The sequence below is a fragment of the Pseudomonas palmensis genome (genome assembly GCF_017848315.1).
In the GTDB taxonomy this organism is placed as follows: domain Bacteria; phylum Pseudomonadota; class Gammaproteobacteria; order Pseudomonadales; family Pseudomonadaceae; genus Aquipseudomonas; species Aquipseudomonas palmensis.
Map to the genome: position 1 here is coordinate 50,107 of NZ_JAFKEC010000013.1, position 13,880 is coordinate 63,986.

Sequence of the window (13,880 nt, forward strand, 5' to 3'; positions counted from 1 at the left end):
CTGTACCGGGGCTGCTTCCTGCAAGGGGCAAGTATCAAAGTGGGCCACCAGGCGAACAAGCGACCATTGCGCATGCAATCAGTCGTCGGCGGAATGATCCCCAGCGGTGCCGCCATGGCTGTGCATCGACCCGACGGCATTCAGGTGCGCGGGGTCGCCTTGGCAATGAAGGCGCGCAGGTGCCTGAAGAAGGGTTCGGGGTTTTCGATATGCGGCATGTGGGAGGCCTCGGGTATGCAGCAGAACTCGGCGCCCCTGACCATCGCCGCGAAGGCCCGGCCCGATTCGGGGGTGCCTTCGTCGTGGGCCCCGCACATGAACAGCGTGGGCACCTCGATCGACGCCAGCTTCGGGGTCAGGTCCAGGTCCGCCAGTGTGCCGGTGCCGAAGAACTCGGTGGGGCCCCACATGTAGCCGTACAGTTCGGTCGCGCAATTGTCCATCGTGTCGACCACGATCTGCGGCCAGGGCTGCACGCGGCACAGGTGACGCACATAGAACGCGTTGACCGCCTCCAGGTACTCGGGGCTGGTGAAGTCGCGCTGCGCCTCGCACCGGCGCATCACCGCCTGCAGGTGGTCGGGCAACTGCGCCTTCAATCGCTCGCAGTCCGCCATCCAGCGCTTGGCATCGACCAACGGCCCCGACAGCGCCAGCGAGCACAGCCCGGCCGGCTGCCGGGCCGCATAGTTGATGGCGATGCTGCAGCCCCACGAGCTGGCAAACAGATGCACCTGGCCCAGGCCCAGGTGCTCGCGAACGGCATCTATCTCGTCGGTAAAACGCTCCAGCGTCCAGTTGCGTGTGTCGCCCACCCGCTGCGAGCGTCCGCAATCGAGCTGGTCGTACAGCACCACGCTGCGGTCAGGCACCAGTTCGAGCAGCGGCAGCAGGTAGTCATGGGAGTTGCCGGGGCCGCCATGCAGCACGATCAGCGGCACGGCACCGCTGTTGGCCGAGCGGTTGAGCCGGTACCAGACCTTCCCACCCGGTACATCGATATGGCCGCTTTCATCTGGCACAGCAGCGTAGTCACTCACGAGCACCTCCAACCTTGTGATTTTTATTCTGTTGGCGCACGCCCCCGAACCCGCAAGCCCGGTACTGACGCGGGAACAGGCGGTCGTCGCCCTGCTCGAGTCTTAGGGCACGAAGGGGCTGGCACAAGCGAAAAAAAATGGGCTGGTCCTGAATTATTTTCCTGACCTGCCGTGGCGCTGCGGCACGCTCAGGGCGGCGGCGCGAACAGCACGGGCCGCGCTGCATCGGCGCCCAGTACACAGGCCACGTCATGCGCGCAACCTGGCACGATGACCATGCGCCTGGGCGTGCGCGGCTTGAGCACGGCCTGTTCATAGGCGGCATACGCCAGCCCTCGCTGCAATCGGAAAGGCCCCTGCAACATGGCCGCGCAGGATTTGTCGAGAATCGGATAGAACGTGCCCTTGTCGGCACTGCTGTCGAGGGCACCTTCCAGGTAATCGACCTGGGCCGCCGCATAGTGTGCGCGGGCCTGTGCGCCGGTACGCGGCAGATAGCCAGGCAGCGACTGGGTGCCGTACTTCCAGTGGTCATAGGCACAGGCCGGAGACGTCGCCGGCACGTCGAAGCGCCAGGTGCAGCCCCCCGTACCACAGGCCTCCCACGGCACCGTTCGCTCGCCCCGCAGGGGCACGGGGCGAACCGGGTCGAAGTACAGCCAGCTGCCCGGGTCGGCGATCACATAGCGCAGCGCCACACCCGCCGGCGGGTCGGCGGCAAAACCGATGCTGTGCTGGAGCATCTGCGCACCGGCCGAAAACCCCACCAGGGTCACACTGCGCAGGCTCGGCCACTGCCGGGCCAGTTCGCCCAGCAAGGCGTCCAGTGCCGCAAAGGCGCCAAGCGGATGGCCGCCCAGCGAGGGAGCCCCCGCCAGCCAGCCGGCACAGCTCCACAGCGCGTCGCCCGGTTGAGCGCCGGGCGTGTCCGGCATGCTGCAACGCCCGGCCTGCGCCGGCGCCACCTGATACAGCGGCGCCACCACCAGGGTACGCGGCAACCGGCCCGCAGCACGTGCCGCCTGCAAGCCGGCCTCGAAGCTGCGCCCGACATCGCGCGGATGCCCGTGCAGTATCAGCAGTGCCGTCTGCGGGCCGTGGGGGTCGCCGGGCCTTGGCACGCGCGATGCGTAGTAATGCATCTGGCCTGCACCTGCCGGCAACGCGAAGCTGTGCAGGCACTGCGGGCCGGCCTGGCGCCCGCAGTGGCCGCGCTCGGCGGCGAGCGCGCCACTGGCCGTCAGCCACAGCACTGTCAACCACATAACGCTGCGCCAGAGGCGCCTTGGCGTGTGCATCGTCGCCTCCATCAGGCTTGGCCTGTCACTCCGGCGAGGTCAGCTCCCCGTACGCCACCACCCGGTTCCGGCCGCCCTGCTTGGCCTGGTACATGGCCTGGTCGGCCTGTCGCAGCAGGTGCTGGTAGTCGGGGTGGCCGTTGTAGGTGGCCATGCCGATGCTCACGGTGACCTGGTGCCTGCGGCCTTCGGTCAGTTGCAGCTTTTCCGCTTCGACCTTGCGCCGCAACTTCTGCGCCACCTTCATGGCGTTGGCGCTGTCGATGTCCACCAGGATCATCAGGAACTCCTCGCCCCCCATGCGGAACACGTAGTCCCCCGCGCGGCTGTGGCTGCTGAGGATCTCGGCGATCTGCTGCAGAATCGCGTCGCCGGCTTCGTGACCGAAGTTGTCGTTGATCGACTTGAAGTTGTCGATATCCACCGAGAACACCGAAAACGTCTGCCCGGTCTTCTGCGCGATGGCGATCTCGTTGCCGATCACCACCGGCAGGAACTTGCGGTTGAGCATGCGTGTGAGCACGTCGCGGCCGCTTTCCAGCTCGTTGGCGGTGTTGAACAGGTTGTCGAGGTTGAACATCAGGCTCTTGGTCTGGTCGCGAATGTCGCGCAGCAGGCGCATGCGCGTCTCCTGCTCGTGCATCGAGGCAAGAAACATGGGCAGCAACACGTCATCCATGTGACGGATGATCTTCAGGATCTGATCGCTTTCGCTGGTGTTCTGGAAGGCGTAGGCGCCCTTGTGACGGAACCACAGGCCGAAATCAGAGGCCGCGAGCCTGGGCAGGTTCACGCCGTTGGAGCCCATGGCCAGGTCGAACATCAGGCTGTTTTCCCAGTCCAGCAAGGCGCCACGCTGACGCTCGCGCTCGGTGCTGATGTTCTGCAGCACCGAGAACAGCCGGTAGCCTTCCTCGTTGCGCGAGTTGCGGTCATGGGACCGCGAATAGGCGTGGCTCATGATTTCCATGGCCAGGTCCATGGTTTCGCTGGCCAGGCGCAATGCCTGCGCCTCGCTGGCCCACTGCTGTTCGAGAATCAGCTGGAACAGCAACTTCTTCAGGTGCCGCGCACCACTGAGCACCAGGTGCAGCGGCACGTCGATGCGCGCATGCACTTCCCCCACCTGCTTTTGCAGGGCAACCAGCGGCATGCAGTCATCGGTGGGCGACACCGAATAGACCCGCACCAGCCAGGCCTGCATCGAACTGCCCAGGCGGCTCTTGACCTCGTCGTGGGACAGGATCAGCGAAGCATTGGGGTCGGCCAGCATGTGTTCATAGAACCGCGCGGCCAGCATGACCTTGTTGCGCTCGACAAGGCCCTGCAACGATTGGGTCAGCGTGCATGGGTACTGGGAAACCATGCTGTGCCATTCTTTGGCTTGTACTTCCGGGGAAACGCTTGGCATGTGTGGCCTATTTTCAATTCAGCAAGAAGCCTGATGCCTACACGAATCACAAGAGGCTTCGGCACTGGACGAACCAACCGGGTTCGCCCGCCGGGTATTCTATTGCACGCTGCGCGGGAAGTCTTTGAACGCGAGCGCTGCGTACCCGGCTCAATACTTGCGCGGCCCTGCCGATAGCCTGCGCAAGGCATTTTTTCAGAGGAAGCAAGCGTCGATGAACCATAAAGGCATGGCCTTGGCCAGCAAATACTGTCAGGGCCGCGGCCTGGAGATCGGTGCCGCCGCGCATAATGCGTTCTACCTGCCGGACTGCATCAACCTGGCCCCCTGCGATGGCGAGGCATTCCTGTACCCGCAGGACCTGGAAGACTACACGCACTACAAGCAGGAACAGGCCAACTACCACGTCGAGCCCGCCAGGGTCGACGCGCTGGGCGACTTCCTGGATATCCCCTTTGCCGACCAGACCTTCGACTACCTGATCACTTCCCACGTCATCGAGCATGTGCCCAACCTGCTGGCGGCCTACGTGGAGTCATCCCGGGTGGTGAAGGACGGTGGCGTGTTCTTCTGCATCTTCCCCAACCGCAACGCCGAGCCCACCGACCGCATCCGCGCGCTGACCACCCTGGAACAGATGATCGACGCCTACGAAAAGCGCGTCGACATGAGCACGATCGACGCGCACCTGTGGCGTGGCCATCACCTGGTGTTCTCCCTGCAGAGCATGCTGCGGGCCGTCAACCTGATCAACAACGTCGGGCTGGGGCACTGGCTGGTCGAAAGCGTCGAGCAGACCGACTCCAAGGTCGGCAACGGCCATACGGTTGTACTGCGCAAGCAGGTCGGCCTGGCGAACCTGATGATCAAGGATGGCGCCCAGTTGAATCACGAGATCGGCACGCGCCTGCGGGCCCAGGACCTGACCGGCGCCCTGCACCTGGTGAAGGTGGCGCTGTCGTTCGACTTCTTCAACGCCTATCACCTGTACCTGGCCTTTGCCCTCAGCTGCCAACTGGACAACGCTCGCGAGGGGCTGGAGTTCCTGCGTCAGGCACTGATCATCGACCCGGAAAACGAAGAGTACCGCCAGCTGTTCGTGCAGTTCACCGGCGGCCCGTTCATCAACCCTGTGCCCTGACCCCGTCGAGCCGGCCGCACGCAGGCCGGTTCAGGCGTGCCAGCAGCGGTACCAGCCATCCTGTTCGCTGATGCGCAGCTGCGTCTGGTACAGCTGCGACAGTGCCGCGCTGGTCAGCACCTCGGCCTTGGGCCCGTCGGCCACGATGCGCCCCTGGCTAAGCAGCACCACACGCTCGATCTCCGGGATGATCTCGTCGATATGGTGGGTGGTGATGATCATGGCGTGCTCCTCGGCGCAGAAGCTGCGCAGCAACCTCAGCATGCCCAGGCTCGCCCCCATGTCCAGGCCGTTGGCCGGCTCGTCGAGAATCAGCGCACTGGGCCGGTGAACCAGCGCGCGGGCCAGCAGCAGGCGGCGCTTCTGCCCGGTGGACAGGCGCTGGAACATGGTGCTTTCGTACCCGGCCATTTCCACCTCGGCCAGCAGCGCACGCGCCTGCGCCAGTTGCTCGTCATCGGGCTGCAGATGGCCATGGGCACCGATGGCGCCGAAAAAGCCCGACGCCACCACATCCAGCGCCTGGGTGTGCGGGGTGTAGTCTTCCTGCAGGTCCTGGGACACGAACCCCAGGCGACTGCGCAGTGCCCACAGGTTGACGGTGTCGCTGCCGAACAGCTTCAGGTGGCTGCCTTCGCGCTCCACCGGGTACAGCTCGCGGGTGATCAGCTTGAGCAGGGTGCTTTTGCCGGCCCCGTTGGGGCCCAGGATGGCGACCTTCTCGCCGGCACCGATGTGCAGGGAGAAACCGTCCAGCACACGGTTGTGCTGCTGGTAGGCGGTGACATTGTGGAAATCGATCATGGCTTGCTCGTCAGTGCGGCACGGAAAAGAACCCGAATCTTTCCACAGCACGCAGCCACTGGCTACAGGGCACGGCCAGGTGCCCATGAATACCGGGCGCGACGTGTATCTGACGCCAGATTACCGACAGCCGCCCCGCGTCAAACAATCGTTTGAAAAAAATCGTCGAAATACCCATTTTCAGTGATGGCAATGCGTCACTACCTCGCCTAGCATCAACCCACCTCCCGAGGGCCGCTTCGCCGGACCCTCTGCCTGTTATCGCAACCATGGAAGGAACGCTCATGAAGAAGCGCAGATGGAAGCTGGAACGGCCACAAGCCGTGATCGATAACCGCCTTACCTAGCTAGTCAGCTCTGCCGTGATTGTCACTCACTTGCCTGCAAGTGGGTTTTTTTTGGTGCCTGAGAAACATGATGGAGGTTTGTTCATATGGAACCTTTCGTGGGTGAAATCCGCCTGTTCCCTTACAACTTCGTGCCCAAGGGTTGGCTGCCGTGCGACGGACGCCTGTTATCCACCCAAACCAACGCTGCACTGTTTTCCTTGCTCGGCACCCAGTTCGGCAGCTCCGGCAACAACCTGTTTGCCCTGCCTGACCTGCGCGGGCGCACCGCGCTGGCCCGGAACAGCACCGGCACCCCTGACCCCGGCCTGAGCAATCATACCCAGGGCCAGTCAGCCGGCACCGAGAAAGAAACACTGCCCGCCGCCGCACTCGCCCAGCATACCCATGAGGTCTATGTATCCGATGCCCTGGGCAACAGCGGGCCGGCCGGTGCGTTCCCGGCCACCAGTGCCAACCTGGCAACCCCACCGGTCGCTTCGCGCAGCACCTACGTCAAGTTCGACAGTAGCAAGCAGCAAGCGCTCAACCCGGCAACGATTCAGCCCACGCCACCCCAACAGCCCCTGGACAACATGCAGCCTTCGCTGGTGCTGCAGTACTGCATCGCCAGTGTTGGCGTTTACCCACCGCGCCCGTGAACACGCTCCTTCACATCAAGGAATGAACCATGTCTGAAGCCTTTATCGGGGAAATCCGTCTGTTCGCAGGCAACTACGAGCCACAGGACTGGGCACTGTGCAATGGCCAGCTGTTGTCGATCCAGCAGAACCAGGTGTTGTTCACGCTGTTGGGCACCACCTATGGCGGTGATGGGGTCAACACCTTCGCCCTGCCCGACCTGCGCGGCCGGGTACCGGTAGGCGCCGGCGCAGGCCCCGGCCTCACGCAGCGCAACCTGGGCCAGGCAATGGGCAGTGCACAGACCACCATTGGCGTGCAACACATGCCCGCTCACTCGCATACCTTTTACGCCAGCACGCAGTTGGCCGATGCCGCCTCGCCGGTCGACACCCAGGCACCGGCCTCGCGCACACTCGGGGTGTTCACCGCGCAAAGCTCGACCAAGGGGCTGTACAGCAACGGCGGCACCAACCCCAACGTCACACTGAACTCCGCGGCAGTGTCGGTGGCGCCAGGCGGCGGGCAACCACATGCCAACCTGATGGGCAGCATGGCGCTCAACTACATCATCGCGCTGGCCGGGATCTACCCGTCGCAGCAGTAAGCCCACCCCTCTCTGAATCAAGGAAAGAGCATTCCATGGACGCTTTCTATGGTGAAATCAGGCTTCTGCCCTACAGTTTCGTGCCGCAGAATTTTCTTCCCTGCGACGGGCGTTCGTTGTTGATCCAGCAGTACAGCGTGCTGTTTTCGGTGATCGGCAACCGATTCGGCGGCGATGGCAAGACCACGTTCATGCTGCCCAATCTCAATGGTCGTGTGGTGATGGGAGCCGGCCAGGGTACCGGGTTGCCAAACGCAGCCTTCGCCAGTACCGCTGGCGCCGACAAGGTAGCGCTCAATTCCTTGAACTACCCGCCACACAACCATGGGTTCACCGCGCGCGATGGTACCGAGCCGGACCAGAGGGTCGACATCCCGAGCACCACCACTTACCTCGCCCAGCCACGCAACATCAACCTGTACAACACTGTGGGCACCACGCAGACGCTGGCCGAAGGCAGCATGACTGACGCCGGCACTGGCAACGGCAACATCGAGCGCAACCTGATGCAACCCTACCTGGCGCTGGCGTACTGCATCTGCGTCGAAGGGGAGTACCCGATCCGCAATGACTAGCCTCGAGCGCCTGGCCCGCCTGTTGCCATCGTCGTTCGTTCCCGGCCTGCGCCTGCAGGCCGAGGCGGATGACGGGTTTCTGCGCGCGCTGTTCGTGACGCGCCGCTGGGAAGAGGTGCGTGCCGCACCAGGGTGGACCGACGCGCAGCGGGTCGCGTTTCTGCACGCCCAAGCCGAGCTGCAGCAACGCCACTACGCCCTGCACTATCGCTCGGCCGAATTCCTGTTGCTGGAGCACCAGGGGCAACCGATCGGCAGGTTGTGCCTGCAGGTGGACGCCAGCGAAGTGCGGGTGGTCGATATCGCCTTGCTGCCTGCCTGGCAGGGCAAGGGGCTGGGCAGCACCCTGCTGGCTGCGGTGCTCGCGCTGGCCGACGGCCAGCACACGCGCTGTGCCCTGAGTGTGGAGCCGTTCAACCCGGCGCGCCGGCTGTATGCGCGCCTGGGCTTCGAGGTAGTTAGCGAGCAGGGCTTGTACCTGCAGATGCAACGGCCACTGACGCAGACCTGTGCCGAGGGTGCCCCCATGGAACCCTGACCACGCCGCCGTTACCTCCACGCTGCAAAACCCGCACTGCCAGTCACGGCATACGGGTTGTTCCGATGACTCTTGACCCGCGCCGCAAGCGAGTAATACCGCTACCTGGCAGGAAGCCCCATGAACAGATCCCTGATTGACCTTCGTCACCGCATGGCCCGCAGCATTGCATTGCTGGGCCTGATGCTCGTCTCGCTGCTGCTGTGCGGCCAGGCCAGTGCCGCCCCGACCCTTTCCCCCGCCAGTGGCACCGCCCTGCCGGATGTGGCGGTCAACACACCGATAGACACTTTCACTATCACCGCCACCGGCGGCGCCATGCCGATCTTCGAGTGGTACGAATGTGACCAGGATGACACCAGCATGCCGACCAACTGCCTGCCGCCCGGTCTGGTTCTGGAAACGTCGCCTGGAAGTGCGACCACCACCCTGCATGGCACCCCCACAGCCATCGGCAACTACGATTTCTGGATTTCGGCCCTTGACAGCAACGACGTCGTGGGCAAGGCCCGTTACACCCTCAAGGTCACAGGCGCAACACCGCCCCTGACCCTGACCGCCGTATCGCCCGGCAGCGGCCCCGCCATCGGCGGCACCTCTGTGACCCTGACCGGCACCAATTTTGTCGGTGTCACCGACGTGACATTCGCTGGTGTGCCCGCTACCAACATCATCGTCGTTTCCCCGACCTCGATAACCGCCACCGTCCCCGCCTACACGGCAGGCCCGGTCAACGTGACGGTCACAACGGCAAGCGGTACGAGCACGCTGACCAATGGTTTCACCTACCTCGCCGTACCGACCCTGACCATCGCTACGCCCAATTCCGGCGCCACCACCGGCGGCAATCAAGTGTTTATCTCAGGCACAGGCCTGACCGGCACCACCAGCCTCACCTTTGGCGGCACACCGGCAAGCAGCTTCACCGTCAACAGTTCGACATCGATCACCGCCATTGCGCCCGCGCATGCCGCCGGGCCCGTCAATGTCGTGGCCACCACGCCGGGGGGCAGTGCCACTTCGGTCAATGCCTATACCTACCTCGCCGTGCCGACCCTGAACACCGTCACCCCCAACTCAGGCCCCATCGGCGGTGGCACCAGCGTGACCCTCACGGGCACCGGCCTGACCGGCGCCAGCAGCGTCACCTTTGGTGGGGTATCGGCAACCGGCTGGACCATCAACAGCCCCACCCAGATCACCGCCACAATCCCGGCCGGCAACGCCGGCGTGGTCAACGTGAGTGTCACCACTGCCGCCGGCTCGGCGTCGTTGACCAATGCCTTCACCTACATTGCACCGCCGGTTGCCGGCCCGGTCAGCGCCTCTGTCGGCCACAACAGCAGCGCGAACCCTGTCACACTCAGCCTCTCGGGGGGCGTCGCCAGCAGCGTGGCCATCAGTACCTCAGCAAGCCACGGCACAGTAACGGCCAGCGGCACCAGCGTCACCTACACACCCACGGTCGGTTATGCAGGCACGGACAGCTTCACCTATACCGCCACCAACAGTGCAGGCACCTCTGCCCCGGCGACCGTGACCGTTACCGTCGGTTCCCCGACCATCAGCATCGCCCCTGCATCACTGCCTGCGGGTACTGCCGGTATCGCCTACAGCACCACCTCGCTGGCTGCCAGCGGGGGTAACGCGCCCTACGCCTTTTCGCTTGCATCTGGAGCCTTGCCCAGCGGCCTGACCCTGGCATCCAACGGCACGCTCAGCGGCACGCCGACCAGCAGCGGCAACTTCAGCTTCACGGCCAGGGCCACCGACGCGTTCAGCTACACCGGCACGCGCAGCTATACACTGACCATCGTTGCCGGCAGCATGGCCATCACCCCGGCGACATTGCCAGCCCCCATTTACAGCAGCAGCTACAGCCAACAGCTCACCGTCAGTGGGGGTGTCGCGCCCTACACCTTCAGCATCAACGGTGGCAGCCTACCGACCGGAATCGCCCTTTCCAGTACCGGTACCCTGACCGGAAGCCCCTCCAGCCCCGGTACTTACACCTTCAGCGTCACTGCGGTCGACAGCTCCAGCAACCTCACCAGCGTCAGTCAGTCCTATACCCTCACCATTGCCACGCCCTTCATAGACATCACGCCGATTACCTTGCCCGCAGCTACGGTGGGCACGGGGTACAGCACGTCGATCAGCGCCAGCGGTGGGGTTGCACCCTTCGACTACGGTATCGCCTTCGGCGCGCTGCCTGCAGGAATGAGCCTTACCAGCACAGGCACCCTGAGTGGCACACCAACCACCGCCGGTACGTTCACTTTCGGGGTGCGGGCCAGTGATACCAACAGATTCACCGGAGTGCGTCCCTATTCCTTCGTGGTTGGCCAGCAAGCGCCGGTAGCCGCCAATATCAACCAAACCCTCGCAGCCAACAGCGGCGCCAGCACGATCAGCGCAAGCCTCAGCGGGGGGCCGACCACCAGCCTGGCCGTGGTGACACCCCCTGCACATGGCACCGTCAGCATCACCGGGGCCACGGGTTTCACCTATACCCCGACCCCAGGCTATGCCGGCATCGACAGCTTTACCTATACCGCCACCGGCCCGGGGGGGACTTCGGCGCCTGCAACCGTCAACCTCGCCATCACGCCACCCACCGTGGTTATCGGCACGACCACACTGGCCAACGCCACCCAGAACGTGCCCTACACGGCCAGCATCAGTGCCAGTGGCGGCACCGCGCCGTACAGCTACACCATCGTTTCGGGCGCCCTGCCGTCCGGCATGGCCCTGGCCCCGACCGGCAGCCTAACCGGTACGCCAACCGCACCCGGCACCACCAGCTTCACCGTCAGGGTGACTGACAGCCAGAGTTTCCAGGCAAGCCAGGCGCTGAGCCTGACAGTCGTGGCGCAGGCGCCCGTGGTCGGCAACGTGTCGGCCAGTGTGGCCGCCAACACCAGCAACAACCCGCTGACCCTGAACCTGGGCAGTGCCCCGGTCACCAGCGTGGCCGTGGCCAGCAACCCACAGCACGGTACTGCGCAGGTCAGTGGCACCAGCATCACCTACACCCCGACTGCCGGTTACTCGGGCATTGACAGCTTCACCTACACCGCCACCGGCCCGGGCGGCACCTCGGCACCTGCCACGGTGAACGTTACCGTTACCCCGCCAACCCTGGTGCTAAGCCCAGCGTCAGGCTCGCTGCCGCCAGGCACCGTGGGCACCGCCTACAGCTTCGGCCTGGGTGCCAGCGGCGGGATGGCGCCGTACAGCTATGCCATCGGCGGCAGTCTGCCCAATGGGTTGACACTCAACACCTCGACCGGGGTGATCAGCGGCACGCCGACCGAGGCCGCCAACGCCACGCTGACCGTTACCGCCACCGATGCCAACGGTGCCACCGGCAGCCGTACGCTGAGCCTGACAGTCGTGGCACAGGCGCCCGTGGTCGGCAACGTGTCGGCCGGTGTGGCCGCCAACAGCCGCAACAACCCGCTGACCCTGAGCCTGGGCAGTGCCCCGGTCACAAGCGTGGCCGTGGCCAGCAACCCACAGCACGGTACTGCGCAGGTCAGTGGCACCCGCATCAGCTACACCCCGACTGCCGGTTACTCGGGCATTGACAGCTTCACCTACACCGCCACCGGCCCGGGCGGCACCTCGGCAGCCGCCACGGTGAGCCTCACCATCACCCCACCGACGCTGGTAATGAGCCCGGCCTCCGGCCCACTGCCGCCAGGCACCGTGGGCAGCGCCTACAGCTTCGGCCTGGGTGCCAGCGGCGGGATGGCGCCGTACAGCTACGCCATCGGCGCCGGCAGCCTGCCCAATGGCCTGCAGCTCGACCCGGCGACCGGGGTGATCAGCGGCACGCCGACCGAGGCCGCCAACGCCACGCTGACCGTTACCGCCACCGATGCCAACGGCGCCACCGGCAGCCGCAGCATTACCCTGGCGATCGCCGCCCAGGTGGTCACCGTGGTGTCATCCAGCGAGGCGCTCAGCCCCGGTGCTGTCGCCAGCGTCGACCTTACCCGTGGGGCCACCGGAGGGCCGTTCCTGCGCGCCCGCGTGCTGTCGTTGAGCCCAGCGTCAGCCGGGCATGCCAGCCTGACATCGGTGGCCCCTGCGCGAGCAGCGCGTGCCGCCCTGTCCGGTTTCAACCTGCGCTTCGTGCCTGCCGCTGCCTTTGCCGGCACAGCAGTGGTCACCTTCAGCCTGGAGAGCACCAGCGGTGCCAGCGCGACCGGCACCGTGACCTTCAGCGTGCAGGCACGTCCCGACCCCAGCAAGGACGCCGAAGTGATCGGCCTGCTCAACGCGCAATCGCGCGCAGCGGATCGTTTTGCCAGCACCCAGATGGACAACTTCAACCGGCGCCTGGAGCAACTGCACCGCCCTACCTGTGACCGCAACGCGTTCAACGCCAACGTTCAACATGGCCGCGACAACCTCGGCCTGGGCAGCCTGGGCAAGGCGCTGCGCGACGAGCTCGAAGGCAACGGCAAGGGCAATGACGACGAGGACGCGGACGACACCCGTCGCAAACAGCGCGACACCGCCCGCGCCACCTCCGGCGAGTGCGTCGAAGAGGCCGTGGCCTACTGGACCGATGGCTTCATCAACACCGGTTCCAACCGCGCACGCGGCGCCAAGGACAACAGCTTCGTCACCTATGGACTGAGCGCCGGCGTCGACTATCGCCTGTCGCCAAGGGCCGTGGTGGGCATCGGTTTTGGCTACGGCAACGACCGCGCCGACATCGGCGAGCAGGACACCCGCAGCGAGGCCGACGCCCTGGGCCTGGCGGCGTACCTGAGCGTCAACCCGCTGTCGGAGATCTACATCGATGCACTGCTGGGCTACAACCGCATCCGCTTCGACTCGCGCCGCTACGTCACTGCCGACCCGTCCAACGGCTATGCCCATGGCTCGCGCGACGCCGACCAGCTGTTCGCCTCGCTGACCGCCAGCTACGAGTACCGCGAAGGCGCCCTGTCGCTGGCGCCGTACACACGGCTGAACGCCAGCTTCACCAAGCTGGACGACTTCAGCGAACGGGGCGGCGGTATCTACGGGCTGTCGTACGAACAACAGCGCCAGCGGACCTTCACCTCGTTCCTGGGCGTGCGCAGCGGCTACGACATCCAGACCGGCGCCGGCGTGCTCACGCCGCGGGTCGGGCTGGCGTGGGGTCACAACTTCAGCCACAGCGACGACTACCGCATGCGCTACACCGACCAGACCAACGACGGCGTGCTGTATCGCCTGTCACCCGACCCGATGGACAGCAACTTCGTCGATCTGGACCTGGGCCTGGACTTCAGCCTCAGCCAGAGCTGGCGCCTGGGCTTCTCGTACAAGACCGCGCTGGCCACCGACGAGCGCAACGAGATGTTCCGCATCGGCCTGGACGGGCGCTTCTGACCCCTGCCCTGGCGCCCCTTTGCCGGCCTCACCGGCGAAGGGGGCTGGTCAATCTGCATGACGCCTGTCGGCAAAGGTGCCGACAGCGCGTTGCGCGGCTACAA

Annotated in this window: 10 protein-coding genes; 6 read left to right on the forward strand and 4 right to left on the reverse strand. The window is 65.1% G+C overall.

What is annotated here, in order from left to right; all coding sequences use genetic code 11:
• Positions 1-140: 140 nt before the first annotated feature.
• The 3 genes from JZZ72_RS10140 to JZZ72_RS10150 form a co-directional block, all read right to left on the reverse strand.
• Positions 141-1,040 (reverse strand): proline iminopeptidase-family hydrolase, encoded by a 900-nt coding sequence (locus JZZ72_RS10140; protein ID WP_054914489.1) that lies wholly within the window; start codon positions 1,038-1,040, stop codon positions 141-143.
• A 188-nt stretch (positions 1,041-1,228) separates the two neighbouring features.
• Positions 1,229-2,305: a hypothetical protein gene (locus JZZ72_RS10145; RefSeq protein ID WP_201023426.1), complete on the reverse strand. Its 1,077-nt coding sequence runs from the start codon at positions 2,303-2,305 to the stop codon at positions 1,229-1,231.
• A 58-nt stretch (positions 2,306-2,363) separates the two neighbouring features.
• Positions 2,364-3,704, reverse strand: coding sequence for a diguanylate cyclase (locus JZZ72_RS10150; RefSeq protein ID WP_173925049.1), 1,341 nt, complete (start codon positions 3,702-3,704; stop codon positions 2,364-2,366).
• Positions 3,705-3,963: 259 nt separating this feature from the next.
• On the opposite strand from JZZ72_RS10150, the gene JZZ72_RS10155 reads away from it, so the two are divergent.
• Positions 3,964-4,890 carry a class I SAM-dependent methyltransferase gene (locus tag JZZ72_RS10155; RefSeq protein ID WP_229590118.1) on the forward strand — a complete coding sequence of 309 codons (927 nt, stop codon included), beginning with the start codon at positions 3,964-3,966 and terminating at the stop codon, positions 4,888-4,890.
• A 30-nt stretch (positions 4,891-4,920) separates the two neighbouring features.
• Here the strand turns inward: JZZ72_RS10155 and JZZ72_RS10160 are convergent, their stop codons facing one another.
• Complete coding sequence (locus JZZ72_RS10160) at positions 4,921-5,694, reverse strand: ABC transporter ATP-binding protein (RefSeq protein WP_043861240.1); 774 nt, start codon at positions 5,692-5,694, stop codon at positions 4,921-4,923.
• Between the two features lie 433 nt (positions 5,695-6,127).
• On the opposite strand from JZZ72_RS10160, the gene JZZ72_RS10165 reads away from it, so the two are divergent.
• The 5 genes from JZZ72_RS10165 to JZZ72_RS10185 all read left to right on the forward strand — a co-directional run bounded on the left by JZZ72_RS10165 (position 6,128) and on the right by JZZ72_RS10185 (position 13,776).
• Positions 6,128-6,682, forward strand: a complete 555-nt coding sequence (locus JZZ72_RS10165; RefSeq protein ID WP_054914486.1) for a phage tail protein — start codon at positions 6,128-6,130, stop codon at positions 6,680-6,682.
• Between the two features lie 29 nt (positions 6,683-6,711).
• Entirely contained in the window at positions 6,712-7,269 is a 558-nt protein-coding gene (locus JZZ72_RS10170) for a phage tail protein (protein ID WP_058540206.1), read from the forward strand.
• Between the two features lie 35 nt (positions 7,270-7,304).
• Positions 7,305-7,844 carry a phage tail protein gene (locus tag JZZ72_RS10175; RefSeq protein WP_043861237.1) on the forward strand — a complete coding sequence of 180 codons (540 nt, stop codon included), beginning with the start codon at positions 7,305-7,307 and terminating at the stop codon, positions 7,842-7,844.
• Complete coding sequence (locus JZZ72_RS10180) at positions 7,837-8,382, forward strand: GNAT family N-acetyltransferase (protein WP_058540207.1); 546 nt, start codon at positions 7,837-7,839, stop codon at positions 8,380-8,382. Before JZZ72_RS10175 ends, JZZ72_RS10180 begins: the two co-directional genes overlap by 8 nt.
• A gap of 120 nt (positions 8,383-8,502) precedes the next feature.
• Positions 8,503-13,776: a putative Ig domain-containing protein gene (locus tag JZZ72_RS10185; protein ID WP_210014418.1), complete on the forward strand. Its 5,274-nt coding sequence runs from the start codon at positions 8,503-8,505 to the stop codon at positions 13,774-13,776.
• The last annotated feature ends 104 nt before the right edge of the window (positions 13,777-13,880 follow it).